Annotated in this window: 11 protein-coding genes and 1 riboswitch; all 11 genes read left to right on the forward strand. The window is 38.7% G+C overall.

Translation table 11 applies throughout. From position 1 onward, the window contains the following. Positions 1-186: 186 nt before the first annotated feature. The 11 genes from ACQKKK_RS09540 to ACQKKK_RS09590 all read left to right on the forward strand — a co-directional run bounded on the left by ACQKKK_RS09540 (position 187) and on the right by ACQKKK_RS09590 (position 15,677). Positions 187-1,911 carry an ABC transporter ATP-binding protein gene (locus ACQKKK_RS09540; RefSeq protein ID WP_427615857.1) on the forward strand — a complete coding sequence of 575 codons (1,725 nt, stop codon included), beginning with the start codon at positions 187-189 and terminating at the stop codon, positions 1,909-1,911. Between the two features lie 82 nt (positions 1,912-1,993). Then, positions 1,994-3,058: a saccharopine dehydrogenase NADP-binding domain-containing protein gene (locus ACQKKK_RS09545; RefSeq protein ID WP_427615858.1), complete on the forward strand. Its 1,065-nt coding sequence runs from the start codon at positions 1,994-1,996 to the stop codon at positions 3,056-3,058. A gap of 74 nt (positions 3,059-3,132) precedes the next feature. Beyond that, on the forward strand, positions 3,133-4,203 hold the full coding sequence (locus ACQKKK_RS09550) for a DUF3810 domain-containing protein (protein WP_427616202.1): 1,071 nt from the start codon (positions 3,133-3,135) through the stop codon (positions 4,201-4,203). A 138-nt stretch (positions 4,204-4,341) separates the two neighbouring features. Next, the gene (locus ACQKKK_RS09555) at positions 4,342-5,079 is read left to right on the forward strand and encodes a thioesterase II family protein (RefSeq protein WP_427615860.1); all 738 of its coding nucleotides are present in this window, start codon (positions 4,342-4,344) and stop codon (positions 5,077-5,079) included. Between the two features lie 182 nt (positions 5,080-5,261). Beyond that, a riboswitch (SAM riboswitch) is annotated at positions 5,262-5,360 on the forward strand. Positions 5,361-5,463: 103 nt separating this feature from the next. Then, positions 5,464-7,311: a bifunctional homocysteine S-methyltransferase/methylenetetrahydrofolate reductase gene (locus ACQKKK_RS09560; RefSeq protein ID WP_427616203.1), complete on the forward strand. Its 1,848-nt coding sequence runs from the start codon at positions 5,464-5,466 to the stop codon at positions 7,309-7,311. Next, positions 7,304-10,753, forward strand: coding sequence for a methionine synthase (metH, locus tag ACQKKK_RS09565; RefSeq protein WP_427615862.1), 3,450 nt, complete (start codon positions 7,304-7,306; stop codon positions 10,751-10,753). The genes ACQKKK_RS09560 and metH overlap by 8 nt, the downstream gene beginning before the upstream one ends. Continuing rightward, a complete protein-coding gene (locus tag ACQKKK_RS09570; RefSeq protein WP_427615863.1) occupies positions 10,740-11,618 on the forward strand; it encodes a polysaccharide deacetylase family protein in 879 nt (292 codons plus the stop codon). Before metH ends, ACQKKK_RS09570 begins: the two co-directional genes overlap by 14 nt. A gap of 53 nt (positions 11,619-11,671) precedes the next feature. Next, on the forward strand, positions 11,672-11,863 hold the full coding sequence (locus ACQKKK_RS09575) for a hypothetical protein (RefSeq protein WP_427615864.1): 192 nt from the start codon (positions 11,672-11,674) through the stop codon (positions 11,861-11,863). Next, positions 11,835-12,227 carry a dioxygenase family protein gene (locus ACQKKK_RS09580; RefSeq protein WP_427615865.1) on the forward strand — a complete coding sequence of 131 codons (393 nt, stop codon included), beginning with the start codon at positions 11,835-11,837 and terminating at the stop codon, positions 12,225-12,227. Before ACQKKK_RS09575 ends, ACQKKK_RS09580 begins: the two co-directional genes overlap by 29 nt. 36 nt (positions 12,228-12,263) lie before the next feature. Then, on the forward strand, positions 12,264-12,458 hold the full coding sequence (locus ACQKKK_RS09585; RefSeq protein WP_427615867.1) for a hypothetical protein: 195 nt from the start codon (positions 12,264-12,266) through the stop codon (positions 12,456-12,458). 366 nt (positions 12,459-12,824) lie between these two features. Next, the gene (locus tag ACQKKK_RS09590; protein WP_427615869.1) at positions 12,825-15,677 is read left to right on the forward strand and encodes a 2-oxoglutarate dehydrogenase E1 component; all 2,853 of its coding nucleotides are present in this window, start codon (positions 12,825-12,827) and stop codon (positions 15,675-15,677) included.

Here is a 15,677-nt window from a genome sequence, read left to right on the forward strand (position 1 = left end):
CCGTAAAACCACCTGCTATGCAGGTGGAGGGGTCATAAAAGGACATATGATGCTGGATCATGTGCATATGCTCGTGGCGGTCCCACCCAAAATATCTGAAATATGCACATGATCTAGCAATAAACAATTGGAGTGTAAATTAGACACGCTCTAAATGAAATTAGAAACAAGAAGAGGGCTTATAGTATGAACGAAAATATTTCAAAAAGTATATACCAAAAGAATATAGGCTTACTAATTTTGTCCTGCTTACTTGGTATCGTGACTTCTATTCTGTTTATTGCACTGGCGATTATACTACAAAAATTTATTGATTATTCTATTAACAAAGATATTGAAAATATCGTTGAGTTAACTACTATTTCAGTTATTTTATTGCCTTTAGGTGCAGTGGGAATGTATGTGGGGTATGCTGTTAAAAATTTATATACAAAAAGGGCAACGTTAAACCTGAAAAATACCCTTGTTGAAAATATTTTACGGTTAGATATGAGAAGTTTCAACAAGGAGAGTAATGGAACTTACATATCACGATTGTCAAATGATATAACTATAATTCAAAACGATTATATAAAAGGGACCGTGGAAATATTTGTTCAGCTAGCTATGCTTGTAGGTGGAGTGCTTATGATGTTTATCATTAATTCATTCCTTGCATTGAGTATATTACTCACTTGTATCATTCCACTTGCAGTTTCGAGTATATTTAATAATCGTATGCAAAAAGCACAAGGTGAAGTGGCTGAGCAAAATAAAAGTTATGTATCTTTTATTAAAGATATATTATCTGGAAATCAGGTTGTTAAGAGCTTTAACATCGAAAAAGAGATTTTTGAAAGGGCAAAGGCAAAGGCGAACAAGCAGGAAAAAGCAAAAATGGTATACGAAAATCTGCTGTCACTAATTCTTTCACTTACTGATATTTCAACATTTCTTGTTGCTGTAGTCATATTTATTGTGGGAACTCAGCAGCTAATGAAAGGAGAAATTACAGTAGGAGAGATTATGGCTTTTATTCAATTGTTAAATTGTGTAACAATTCCTATTAATAGACTCATCACTGGTTTTACCAAAAGGCAGGCCAGTCGGGCTATATTAATGAATTTCAATAAAATAGGAGAGGCAAAAACGGATCAAACTCAAAGATTTGATATTCCTAAATTTAGTAATAAAATTTCTTTAAATGGGCTTTCGTTAAGCGTAGATGGGAAAAAAATTTTAGATGATATTAATTTTGAATTTGAATATGGAAAGTCTTATGCAATTGTAGGAACAAGTGGGAGTGGAAAGACAACCTTATTAAAGATGTTGACTGGGTTTTATGATGGGTATGAAGGAAATATCAGGTATGACGGGGTTGATCTTGAGAAAATAAGTGATCAGTCCATTTTCCAAAATGTTAGTTTTATTCATCAGGACTGTTTTATCTTTGATGATACGATTGAACAAAATATAAAATTGTTTCGTGAATGTGACACAGATGAGTTTGAGCAAGTAATAAAGAAGAGTATGTTACAGAAATTGATTAATGACAGAGGCGGCTTTGATGTATTATGTGGAGAAAATGGAATCCATTTTTCAGGTGGGGAAAAACAGAGAATTTCTATAGCAAGAGCACTCCTGAGAAAATCACCTATATTACTTATGGACGAGGCGACTTCAGCGTTGGACAATCAAACAGCTAGTGACCTTGAGTGTATGTTAAGTGAAATGCAGGGTATTACGAGAATTTCCATTACACATAGGCTGGATGAATCAATTCTTAGTGGATATGATGAAATTGTCTTATTGAATAATGGCAAAATTGAAGAACACGGGACGTATCATGAATTAATGGAAGCCAGACAAAGATTTTATGCATTGAGTATGTTGAGTAGACATAATAATGATCTTTTAATAGAAAAGGTATAACTAGTCTTGTATTTTAAATCTCACTGTATGTATAAGTTTGGACTGTTTTATGTTTGTATCAAATTAAAGGGGTGTCGTACGGATGGAGCAAATAGCAGTTGTTGGGTGTGGCGGAATGATCGGTGAAGTCATTTGTAAGAACTTATGTAAAGACTTTATAGTTAAGGGCGGACAGCGGCGTGAACCTACAGCATTATTGAACCTTAATAATTTTAACTACCATTTTTTGGATATTTTCGACTGGGAGAACTTGATTGCATTCTGTACTGATTGTACGGTTGTCATTAATTGTGCAGGACCTGAATTTGTAATTAAAGATAGAGTTGCTCAGGCAGCTATGAAAGTAGGAGCAAAATATGTTGATGCTTCCAATGCTTTATTATTGAATCAGGAGCAAAAGCTAGAGCTTAAAGCTAACGGTGTAAATTACATAGGAGCTGGTTTTTGTCCTGGAATCACAGGGCTACTATTAAAACGAGTGATAAATCATTTACTAGACGAAACTAAGTATGTGAATTGTTATATTGGTGGTGCGGAACATTATACGAAAACTTCTATCTCAGATATATTAATGAGTGGGCATAGTGTAATTGGAAAAACAGACTCTTATTGGAGTGATAATTCTGTTAAAACGGAAAATATAAATATGATGCAGAAAGAATTTGTACCTGAAGTGGATGTCCCTGTCTATAAGAAACCGTATTTAAGTCAAGAGATAATTGATATTCTAGAAGTTAGTTCGGTACAAGAACTTCACTGGTACAATATAGCAGCAAATGATTATATTTTTCGTTTGGCAATGCAATTTTATCAAATGCAACTTGAGTCTTCGGTTGAAGAAGCCATGAAAAAACTAGACATTAGTTTAGAGGAGCAACCTAAAGAGGAATGGATAGCGTTAGTCATTGATGCTACAGGAGTGAAAAATGGAAAGAATGTTAGGTGCAGATTGAATTTACAAATGGAAACGAGTTCAGAGTTAACGGGTACGGTGGCTGCTGAAATCGCCCGACAAGCTATTTCAAGTAATAGACCTAATGGTATCTACTGGGCTTATGAAGTACTTCCTATAGATTTTATGAATCAATATGTCTTTTCTAATAAACATGATTTTTATGAGGAAAAGTATATTGAAATAAAGAAATGATATTATGCGTACATCCTATACTAATTCGATAGGAGGAGTATATTATGAAAAAGCTTTTACTTAAGAGATTGCCGTTGATCTCACTTGGAGTTATGGCTTATATACTGACAAAATACGCGCAGAACCATCAGGATTGGGCAGAAAAATACAGTAGGTCTGTATATCCGATATTGTCAAAAATAGTAGGATTTTTACCTTCTTGGGTCAAATTTTCTGTTAGTGAATGGCTCGTAGTGTTGGTTGTGATGCTTTTGCTATTTTATATAGTTTATTATGTGCGCAAGGCCATCATGAGTAAAGGTGCACGTAGGATGGTAGTTTATCGTGGAACTCTAGGAATAGTTGCGATCTGTAGCGTGATATATTTTTGTTATACTGTTTTGGGTGGAATAAACTATCATAGATATTCTTTTTTGTCTTATACCGCATATCAAGAGGAGAACTACAGTGATGAGGAACTGGTGAAATTATGTAAGTCACTTGCGGTTGAAATGGAATTGGCAAGGGAAAAGTTAGAGGATACTGATCTTTTGGCTCAAGCATCAGATAATTTTGATTATTATGCACAACACGCAGTTTTGTCGATGCAAATGTTATCAAAGAAATATCCTATTTTGGAGCATTCTTTATATTCAACACCAAAACCAGTGGTGATGTCAAAACTAATGTCGCGTGCAGGGATAAATGGTATTTTTGTCCCTTTTACTTTTGAATCCAATATCAATGTTCATGTGCCAGTTTTTTTGACGCCTGCTACTATGGCACATGAATTGGCACATCAGAGTGGTTTTATGCATGAGGATGAGGCAAATTTTATAGCTTATCTGGCATGTAAGCAGCAGGATGATCCAATGATACTTTACAGTGGTTTTTTTCTAGCGTTTGATTATTCTATATCAGCGCTAAAGAAAGTTGATGCAGATAAGGCGTCTGATATAATGTCCAGTCTGTCCAAGGCGGTGCAGCATGACATAGAACAAAATGAGCAGTATCGGGATAAGTATGAGAGTGTTATTTCAAGTATTTCAAGAATTGTAAATGACTTTTATCTGAAGGCGAATAACCAGACAGACGGTTTAAATAGCTATAGTGGTATGGTAAATTTGTTGCTGGCAGAGCAGCGAGGAATAGAGAAGTATAATTAAATAAAGTATAAAAGTTACTAGGAGCGAAGTTTATTTTTTTGTAAATGTTTCTTTTGAATTTCTATTGTCCGTTTTTGTTACATATGGTTGTATCTTGAATATTTATTGGTCTATATAGTAATTTATAGTGGGCTTTAGTTGAACATAGGAGTGAGTGAAATAAATAAAATAAAAGTATTTCCGATTCCATATGCTGGAGCGTCGGTAAATGTATATTATGAATGGAAAAAACTACTGCCGGATAGATATGAATTGTGTATGTGTGAATTGGCTGGAAGAGGAACTCGATTCAGAGAGCCTTGCTACAAGTCTGTTGGTGAAGCAAGTGAAGATATCGCAAAAAGAATAAGTGAACAATTAAAATATGACGATGAATATGTTATATTTGGACACAGTATGGGAGCCTTATTGACTTATGAGATATATTATAAACTTAAGCAAATGGGAACTAAGGAACCAACCCATCTGTTTTTTTCTGGGCGAAATGCTCCGCATATTTCTGAAAAGAGAGATAATATTGAAAATATGACTAATGAAACTTTCTTGCAAACGGTAGAACAATATGGGGGACTTTCAGAGGAATTTTATACAAAAGAGATTATGGATATATTTCTTCCGATTTTGCGAGCAGATTTTATAATATTGGACAATTATAAGTTTCAACCCAAAGCAGAAAAAATAAGTTGTGGAATAAGCGTTTTTTATGCGGATAATGATTTTTCGACTCCTATCAAAAAAATTCCAAAATGGACCGAAGTTGTTGAAGGGAATGCGAAATTTCATAAGTTTAAAGGAGAACATTTTTTTTTAAATAGATATCCTAATGACATTGTAAATTTTATTGTTAAAGATACTCAACCTTTTCGAGGGGATTAAAAAATTGAAGTAATTGATTCCGAAGGAAATGATATAGCATTTCTTACAGATTCTTTGATGTTTGGAGAAAGAATTGGTGCTTCAAAAGTGAAAAAAATTCGATCAGGTATTGAAATTGACAGATTATTAATGTAAATTAAATATAATCAAATTTTGAAATCTTATGAAAATTATATAAATGGATCTTATCGAGAGAGGTGGAGGGACTGGCCCGAAGAAACCTCAGCAACCAGCTTAGGCAAAGGTGCTAAATCCAGCAAGCAGAGCTTGATAGATGAGGAGAATGTTTCAAAAAACCTTCTTCTTTGAGAAGGTTTTTTTTCTTTTCTCTCATACTCATAGAAAACGCCAAAAACAGGATTGTTTTTGAGAGAGGGTGTAATGATGAATTTTCGTAAAGAATTGAAAGAAAGAATGCTGGTTGGGGAAGGGGCAATGGGGACCTTACTGTACTCTAATGGTATCGATCAATGTTATGAGGAATTAAACTGTACGAACCCAGATAAAATAGAGTCCATTCACCGTGCCTATTTGGAAGCTGGTGCAGATATCCTTCAATCGAATACCTACGGAGCCAACTTCAACAAATTGAAACGCCATGGACTAGAAGATGAAGTAAGCAGAATCAATCGCCAGGGAATCATCCTTGCTAAAAAAGCGGCAAAAGGAAAGGCATATGTCTTCGGTACAATAGGTGCACAGCGGAGTATCAGGAAATCGGATTTAAGCATGGAAGAGATAAAGCGAGGTTTTCGAGAACAGCTATACAGTCTGCTGATGGAAAATCCTGATGGGATTCTTCTGGAAACATTCTATGACCTGGAAGAACTTGAAACCGTCCTGCAAATCGTTAAAAATGAAACTGGACTGCCGATCATCGCAAATGTTTCGATGCATGAACTGGGTAATCTTCAAAATGGAATCCATTTAAATGAAGCCTTTCAAAAACTAGAGCAATTGGGTGCCGATGTTGTTGGGGTGAATTGCCGTCTCGGTCCACATCATATGATTAGGGCCATGGAAGAAGTGAGTTTGCCAAAGCAAGCGTCGATTGCCATTTATCCTAATGCCAGCCTTCCGGATTATGTGGATGGAAGGCTTGTCTATAAAGCTGTGCCGGAATATTTCGGTTCAAGTGCCCTAGAGCTGCGTGAACAAGGTGCCACGATCATAGGAGGGTGCTGTGGAACGACTCCTTTGCATATTCAAGCTGTAAAGAATGCGATTGGAAGCTTGGTACCAGTAAAAGAAAAATTTACGAAAACCCGTGAAATAGAAATAATTGAAGTGATCGATAGAGAGTTGGAAATCCCACTGTACGAAAAGGCAAAAACTGAAAGGACGATTCTAGTTGAGCTTGATCCACCGAAAAAGTTGGGAATAGAGAGTTTCATGAATGGTGCTGAGGTTTTGAAAAAAGCAGGGGTCGATTCAATTACATTAGCGGATAATTCACTTGCTTCACCAAGGATATCGAATGATGCACTGGCTAATTTACTGAAGAACCAATTGAATGTAACGCCGATGGTGCATATAACATGCCGGGATCGAAATTTAATTGGCCTGCAGTCACATTTAATGGGCTTGCAGACGGTGGGGCTAAACGAGTTATTGATCATCACCGGAGATCCTTCTAAAATTGGGGACTTCCCAGGTGCCACTTCGGTTTATGATTTATCGTCGTTTGACCTGATAAGTATGGTCAAACAATTTAATGAAGGTCTTTCCTATTCCGGTCAAAGTTTGGGCCAACGGGCAAATTTTAAAATTGCCGCCGCTTTTAATCCCAATGTGAAATATCTGGATAAAGCTGTACAAAGAATGGAAAAGAAGATTGCATGTGGTGCTCAATCCTTTTTGACACAGCCAATTTATTCGGTGGAGCAGATTGAAGAAGTATATGAAGCTACAAAACATTTAGAGACCCCGATTTTCATCGGTATCATGCCTTTGACAAGCACACGGAATGCAGAATTCATCCATAATGAGATCCCAGGCATCAAATTGCCCGATAATGTTAGAAGGGCTATGGCTTTAGCGGGGGATGACCCTTTAAAGTCAAGGATTGAAGGGGTGAATATCGCACGAGAGCTAGTGGACGCGGCAAGGGAAAAATTCAAGGGAATATATTTAATCACTCCGTTCCTTCGCTATGAAATGACGGCGGAACTTACGAAATATATTAGAAAAGTAGATAGTAAACAAACATCAGAGGTGGCAGTACATGAATAAAAAAGCGATTCAAGATCAGTTGGATACTAAGATTCTCCTTCTTGATGGAGCGATGGGAACCATGCTTCAAGCGGAGAATTTAACAGTAGAGGATTTTGGTGGGGAACAATTCGAGGGCTGCAATGAGTATTTATCACTGACACAACCAGAAATCATCCAATCCATCCATGAAAAATATTTAGCAGCAGGCGCTGATATCATTGAAACAAATACCTTCGGAGCGACAAGCATCGTTCTTGAAGAATACCAAATAAGCACGGTCGCTTATAAGCTTAATAAAATTTCAGCCGAGCTTGCCGTTAAAGCATGTGAAAAGTATTCAAATGAAGATTGGCCAAGATATGTGGCTGGCTCGATGGGTCCCACTACAAAAACCCTTTCCGTAACAGGGGGAACGACTTTTGATATTTTAACCGATTCTTATGAAGAACAGGCACTTGGTCTCTTGGATGGTGGGGTGGACTTGCTATTGGTGGAAACCTGTCAGGATATGCTTAATGTCAAGGCAGCCTTTTCTGGAATCAAAGCAGCCTTCGCTAAAACAGGAAAAGATGTGCCTGTTATCATATCAGGTACGATCGAACCGATGGGAACGACACTCGCTGGCCAGTCCATAGACGCTTTCTATTTATCGGTTGAACATATGAAGCCAGTGGCTGTCGGCCTGAATTGTGCAACAGGTCCGGAGTTCATGATAGACCATATCAGGACACTTGCAGATATAGCAAATAGCGCCATCAGTTGTTATCCGAATGCTGGACTCCCGGATGAAGAGGGTCACTATCATGAGTCACCGACTTCCCTTGCAGAGAAAATGAAACAATTTGCCGAAAAGGGATGGGTCAATATCATTGGGGGTTGTTGTGGTACGACACCAGAGCATATTAAAGAACTTTCCAGGGTCCTCGAAGGCATTCAGCCCCGTACCATTACGGCCTCAGCCCATGGTCATGCCGTATCGGGCATAGAGCCGCTCATTTATGATGATTCAATGCGTCCTTTATTCGTTGGTGAGAGAACGAATGTTATCGGATCTCGAAAATTCAAGGAGCTGATCCGTGGAAAGCATTACGAGCCAGCTGCTGAAATTGCACGTGCCCAGGTGAAAAAAGGTGCCCATGTCATTGATATCTGTCTTGCAGATCCTGATGGGGATGAGCTTGGCGATATGAAGGAGTTTGTAGAAGAGGTCGTCAAAAAAGTGAAAGTCCCGTTGGTCATCGATACTACTGATGAAGCCGTACTTGAACAAGCATTAAAACATTCACAAGGAAAGTCCATCATTAATTCCATTAATCTTGAAGATGGTGAAGAACGCTTTGAAAAAATTGTACCATTCGTCCATCAATATGGTGCTGCCGTTGTCGTAGGAACGATTGATGAAATTGGGATGGCCGTCGATGCTGAACGGAAATTGGAAGTGGCTAAACGGTCGGTGGATTTGCTTGTCAATAAATATGGTCTAAACAAAAGTGACATCATTTTTGATCCGCTTGTATTTCCTGTAGGGACGGGAGATGAACAATATATCGGATCTGCTTTAGAAACGGTGAAAGGAATAAAGGCGATCAAAGAAAAGTTTCCGGAATGCTTAACGATACTTGGCATTTCGAATGTTTCATTCGGTCTGCCAGCAAGGGGAAGGGAAATTCTAAATGCCGTTTTCCTATACCATTGTACAAAAGCGGGTCTCGATTATGCTATCGTGAATACAGAAAAACTTGAACGTTTCGCTCTGATACCTGAAGAGGAAGTGAAATTGGCTGAGGCACTCCTGTTTGAGACATCTACAGAAACTTTAGGTATCTTTACCGAGTTCTATCGTGGAAAAAAAGCGGAGAAGAAGGATAATGGTGTTATCCTGCCATTGGACGAACGTTTAGGAAACTATATTATCGAAGGAACGAAAGAAGGATTAATTGATGATTTAAATCAAGCAATTGAGCGCGGTGATACCCCTTTGGAAATCATCAATGGACCATTGATGGATGGCATGAGTGAAGTGGGTCGGTTATTTAACGACAACCAACTTATTGTCGCAGAAGTGCTTCAGAGTGCTGAGGCAATGAAGGCGGCTGTATCTCACCTTGAGCCGCTAATGGAAAACTCTGAAGATAGCGCTAAAAAAGGAAAGATTCTTTTAGCTACCGTCAAGGGGGATGTACATGATATTGGGAAAAACTTAGTGGATATCATCCTATCCAATAATGGCTATGAAGTCATTGATTTGGGTATCAAGGTCGCACCGCAACAAATCATTGAAGAGGTTCGGAAACATGAGCCAACCATCATTGGCCTATCTGGGTTACTGGTTAAATCAGCACAGCAAATGGTTCTAACCGCACAGGATTTAAGGCAGGCGGGAATAGATACCCCTATTTTAGTGGGAGGGGCAGCTCTATCCCGTAAATTCACCGATTTTAAAATATCACCAGAATATGCAGGACCTGTTTTATATTCCAAAGATGCGATGGATGGTTTGGCTGTAACGAATATTTTACATGACACTGACAAAAAAATGGTGTATTTAGAAGAGTTAGTCGAGAAACGAGAAAAATCGAAAGTCAATGCCGCCATTGCTGCCACAATGGAAAAACCTGTTCGCAGGCAGTCCGCAGCTGTGCCTTTGAGTAATGTTCCTGTTCAAAAACCGCGTGATATCAAGCGTCACGTCTTGAAAAACTATCCATTGGATGTAATCCAGCCATACATTAATAGGCAAATGCTGATTGGACATCATTTGGGCTTAAAAGGTAAAGTCGCCGAATTGCTAAAGCAAGGGGATGAAAAAGCAGTGCAGCTTAATGCGCTTGTTGATGAATTGATTGAATTCTTAAAGACAGAACCCGATTACGGTTTGCATGCAATTTATCAATTTTTCCCTGCTCAAAGTGAAGGAGATAAACTTTTGGTTTATAACCCGGAAAATCACCAGGAGATATTGGAAACTTTTGACTTTCCTCGGCAAGATACCAATCCGCACCTTTGTTTAGCGGACTTCGCGAAACCGGTTTCCTCCGGGCAAATGGATTATGTTGGTTTCTTCCTGGTAACCGCAGGAAAAGGGATCAGAAAATGGGCAGAAAAACTAAAGCTTGAAGGTGATTTTTTGAAAAATCACGCCCTTCAATCACTTGCTCTCGAAACGGCTGAAGGGTTTGCGGAAAGAATTCATCAATTAATGCGTGATGATTTAGGTATAAGCGATCCGATTGAAATGTCTATGAAAGAGCGGTTTGCCGCTAAGTACACCGGGCAAAGATTTTCATTTGGCTATCCAGCTTGTCCTAATCTAGAGGACCAGGAAAAGCTATTCCGCCTGTTACAACCTCAGGATATTGGCGTGGAATTGACTGAAGGATGCATGATGGAACCTGAAGCTTCCGTTTCAGCCATTGTTTTTGCACATCCTGAAGCTCGTTACTTTAATGTCGATCGATAAGCATATGGATAAGGCAGCGGTATTTTTTACCGCTGCCTTATTGCGCATGAAACCTCTTGAATGGTACATCTTAATGGTCAAAAGGAAGGGGATGCAGCATATGAAGAATCCGCATAAATTATTTCTCATAGTATGTTCTTTCATTATTATTTTGTTCTTGACGGATGTGCTGGCCATTCAAGTACATGCAATGGTTCCCGAAGAGATGGAACCAATCCTAAAAAGTAAGGAAAATCAGAAAGTCGCTTATTTGACTTTCGATGATGGACCTTCTTTGAATACCATGGCGATATTAGATATTTTGGACCGCTATCATGTTAAGGCCACATTTTTCGTTAAAGGTAACGAAGAACCATACGCAAAGGAATGCTATCAGGAAATGATTTCCAGGGGTCATGCGATTGCCCTTCATTCTTATACACATGATTATTCCATCGTTTATCGATCGACGGAGAGCTTCTTTCAAGATTTGAATAGGCTTGAAACCATGCTGCAAAAGGAGTTTGGGGTAAAAAGCCGTATTGTACGCCTTCCTGGCGGTTCCAATAATCGTCTTCGGCATCAGGCTGCAACTAAACCCATCATAAATGGCATCCTTCAACAACTAAAGGAAAAAGGGTATATTTATTTTGATTGGACGATTGATTCGACAGATGGGATCAGTCCATCAATAAGTGAACAACAAATCATTACTTCCGTACAAAAAGGCACGAAAGATCAAAAGCAAGTTAATATCTTATTGCATGATATCAATAGTATGAAAAATACAGTGAAGGCATTGCCTGATATTATTGAATACCTTAAAAAAGAAGGGTATACCTTTGATACGATTGACGAGACAACCCCAAAAATACAATTTAATTGATGAACACATTGTTTATGGTTAGTAATTTAAGGTATAGGGATAAGAGATTACTTTTGCGAAAGGATTTATCGTTTCTATGGATGCCATCATTGTTTTTAACACATGGAACACCTTTATTGGCTCTAGAGAAAAATAGCTACACTTCTTTTTTGAAGGAATATATGAAGGGTATGGAAAAGCTTGCTGCCATCGTTATTTTGTCAGCACATTGGGAAAGTGAAGATCAGATCAGTAGGGAAGCATGAAGTCATTTATGATTTTGCAGGGTATCCTGAAGAAATATTTCAGATAACATATCCTGTTTCGGGGTGCCTGGAGCTGTCCGATCGAATTTTAACCTTATTGTCAAGCATAGGTGTATGGGGGCAACTTGATGAAAGGCGTCCCCTAGATCATGGAGCATGGGGGCTTTTGCACATTATGTATCCTGAAGCTAACATCCCGATTGTATCTATGTCCATCAGTCATGCACTTCCATTGGAAAAGCAGTATGAAATCGGGAGAACATTGAGGGAATTAAAGGAAAGTAATGTTTTAATTATCGGGAGCGGTGGAATTGTCCATAATTTCACCCATATTCTGGAGGATATGCATGTTGCAGAGGGGTGAGCAATCACCTTTGAGAACTGGGTCGAAGAGAAGATCATGAAATGGGATGTGGAATCTTTGTTTAATTATGAAAAAATCGCTCCTTATAGTACAGATGCAGTGTCTTCCAAAGAGCATTTCATTCCACTAATCATCGCAATGGGGGCAGGAGATGACAGCAAAAAAGCAGCTCTCCTTTACAGAACATTTCAATATGGCAATCTTAGCTTAACAGTTTGGAAGTTTGATTGACCGTGAAAGGGTTTTCAGTCTAGTTAAATATACCTGAAATATAAACATTATACAAAAATACGAAAATCTTTTTTTAACGAAAAAAAGGCTTAAATGAGCAAAATAGTCTATTAAAAGCGTATTTTGACGAATTAAGCAGAAATATAGTTTAAAAAAGGTTGCATAAAGTAGTTTAACCTTTGGATATTTCGACAAAAACATGTTAATATAACATCTGAAAACGTTTTATCCTTTAAAATTTTATTATTCAAGTACCAAAGTTGTTTATTATATATCATATATTTGGGGAAAATTTAGAAGAAAGAAATTTGGGGATAGATAAAACGAAATGCAAAAAATTATGAGAAAAATTTGGGGGTTTACAAAATGACCATCAAGGACGCTAAGGCATACGACCCATGGAAAACTTTTTCAGGTCCAAACCTTGGGTATGTCATGGAGCAATACGATCTATTTCAAGCCAACCCGGAAGAAGTAGATCCGGAACTGAAAAACTTTTTTGAAGTATCAGGTCCTCCTTCATTCGATGTATCGGCTGAAACAACAATCGGAAATGCACCAACTGTACAAACTGGAGAAGTTCTTCCAATGAAGAAAATAATGTCTGCAGTTAAGTTAGCAGAAAACATCCGTGCATACGGACATCTTGCTGCAAATATTTATCCTTTAAAAGAAGAAGCTCTAGACACGGAACAAATTCACTTTGAAAAATATGGATTGACCGCAGATGATTTAAGGAAAATACCGGCTGACTTAATTTGTCCAGAATCACCTGAAAACGTGAAAGACGGATACGAAGCCGTTCAATACCTAAAACAACTTTATACAAAAACGATAGCCTTTGAATTTCACCATGTTAATGACTTGGACGAAAAGCAATGGCTTACTGATATGGTCGAATCCGGAAAAATGTTCCCGGAAGTGGCTAAAGAGAAAAAAGAACTATTACTTAAGCGATTGAATGAAGTTGAAGGTTTCGAGAAATTCCTTCACCGCACATATGTGGGGCAAAAACGTTTCTCTATTGAAGGACTAGATGCCCTAGTGCCGATTTTAGATGAAATGATTTCACAAACTGTTCAAAATGGAACAGGGAATGTGAATATTGCCATGGCTCACCGGGGACGTTTGAATGTGCTTGCACACGTACTAGGAAAGCCATATGAGGTCATTTTCTCTGAATTCCAACATTCACCTAATAAAGATTTGGTTCCTTCCGAAGGTTCAACAGGCATTAACAACGGATGGACTGGTGATGTTAAATACCATTTAGGTCTGGATAAACAGATTACGAATGCTAACATACAAAAAGCAAGGGTTACACTTGCCAATAACCCAAGTCACTTGGAAGTAGTCGGTCCAATCGTGGAAGGGTATTCTCGTGCGGCACAAGAAGACCGTTCAGAAAAAGGATTCCCTGTTCAAGACATTTCCAAATCACTAGCAATCCTGATTCATGGTGATGCAGCATTCCCTGGTGAAGGTATTGTTCCGGAAACGTTTAACTTAAGCCGTTTACGCGGTTATCAAGTTGGCGGCGCTATCCATATCATCGCCAATAACATGATTGGTTTCACAACGGAAAGTGAAGATTCACGTTCAACCCTATATGCCAGTGATTTGGCAAAAGGCTTTGAAGTGCCGATCGTACATGTGAATGCAGATGATCCAGAGGCATGTATGGCTGCGGTGAACCTTGCTAACCTATATCGCGAAAAATACAATAAGGATTTCTTGATCGACCTGATCGGTTACAGACGTTTCGGCCATAACGAAATGGATGAGCCATTGGTGACTCAACCTGAAATGTATGCATTAATTCATAAGCACCAAACAGTCAAAGAGCTTTATGGGAAGAAACTCATTCAATCTGGCGAGTTCACTGAAGCTGAAGTTAAAGCAATTGCTGAGCAAGTGGATACAAGGCTTGCAGATGCATATGCGAAAATTTCCGGAAATAAACCGGAAGCTTCTAAAGAATGTAATCCTCCCGGGATTATCGAAAGAGGACTTCCAGCCATTGAAACGGCTGTTCCGAAACAAGAACTGGTTTCAATTAACGAAGAACTTGTTAAGTGGCCGGAAGGGTTCACTCCTAATAAAAAATTAGGTAAGATTTTATCACGTCGCTTGGATTCCTTTGGTGCTGACGGTAAAATTGATTGGGCTCATGCCGAGACACTGGCATTTGCATCCATATTGAGTGACGGTACTCCAATCCGTTTGACAGGACAAGACTCAGAGCGTGGAACATTCGCTCAACGTAATATCATGTTACATGACAGTGTTAATGGAAAAACATATTCACCACTTCACACACTTAAAACTGCTAAAGCTTCTTTCGCTGTGCATAACAGTCCGCTTACTGAAACGGCAGTTTTGGCTTATGAATATGGTTATAATGTATTTGCTCCTGAGGCACTTGTATTATGGGAAGGCCAATTCGGTGACTTCGCAAATACAGCACAAGTGATCTTTGACCAATTCATTGCGGCTGGCCGTGCAAAATGGGGTCAAAAATCAGGTCTTGTTATGCTGCTTCCACATGGTTACGAAGGACAAGGGCCAGAGCACTCAAGTGCACGCCTAGAGCGTTTCCTTCAATTAGCGGCTGAAAACAACTGGACTGTTGCTAACTTAAGTTCGGCAGCTCAATACTTCCATATCCTTAGAAGACAAGCTAAGATTTTGGATCAAGAGCAAGTTCGTCCGCTTGTCATCATGACACCGAAGAGTATGCTTCGTAATCAAGTGATGGCTTCTACAGCTGAAGAATTCAGTGAAGGTTCTTTTGAATCATTCGTAGAAACAAAAGCATTAGGCAAAAAACCTAAATCGGTTGAACGCATTGTTTTTGCATCAGGTAAATTGGCGGTTGAACTTCGTGAAAAAGCGGCAACTGAACAAAATACGGACTGGTTGCAAATCATCAGTATCGAAGAAATTTATCCATTCCCGTTCACTGGCGTTCAGGAAGCTTTGAAAAAATATACAAATCTTAAAGAGATCTTCTGGGCTCAAGAAGAACCTAAGAATATGGGGGCTTGGACTTTTGTTGAACCTCGCCTTAATGCAGCGGCTCCTGGAAATCTTTCAGTAACATATATAGGAAGGAAACGCAGATCAAGCCCGGCTGAGGGAGATCCGCTTGTCCATAAAAATGAACAACAACGGATTATGACTCAAGCAATTACACGCAATAATGAGGGGGAGAAATAA

This window comes from Peribacillus sp. NPDC006672 (assembly GCF_050274955.1).
In the GTDB taxonomy this organism is placed as follows: domain Bacteria; phylum Bacillota; class Bacilli; order Bacillales; family DSM-1321; genus Peribacillus.

Bases quoted from the DNA above. Each gene is read 5' to 3' on its own strand.
- ACQKKK_RS09540 (WP_427615857.1), top strand. From the start codon at position 187: ATGAACGAAAATATTTCAAAAAGTATATACCAAAAGAATATAGGCTTA.
- metH (WP_427615862.1), top strand. From the start codon at position 7,304: ATGAATAAAAAAGCGATTCAAGATCAGTTGGATACTAAGATTCTCCTT.
- ACQKKK_RS09585 (WP_427615867.1), top strand. From the start codon at position 12,264: ATGAAATGGGATGTGGAATCTTTGTTTAATTATGAAAAAATCGCTCCT.
- ACQKKK_RS09560 (WP_427616203.1), top strand. From the start codon at position 5,464: ATGAATTTTCGTAAAGAATTGAAAGAAAGAATGCTGGTTGGGGAAGGG.
- ACQKKK_RS09545 (WP_427615858.1), top strand. From the start codon at position 1,994: ATGGAGCAAATAGCAGTTGTTGGGTGTGGCGGAATGATCGGTGAAGTC.
- ACQKKK_RS09570 (WP_427615863.1), top strand. From the start codon at position 10,740: ATGTCGATCGATAAGCATATGGATAAGGCAGCGGTATTTTTTACCGCT.
- ACQKKK_RS09590 (WP_427615869.1), top strand. From the start codon at position 12,825: ATGACCATCAAGGACGCTAAGGCATACGACCCATGGAAAACTTTTTCA.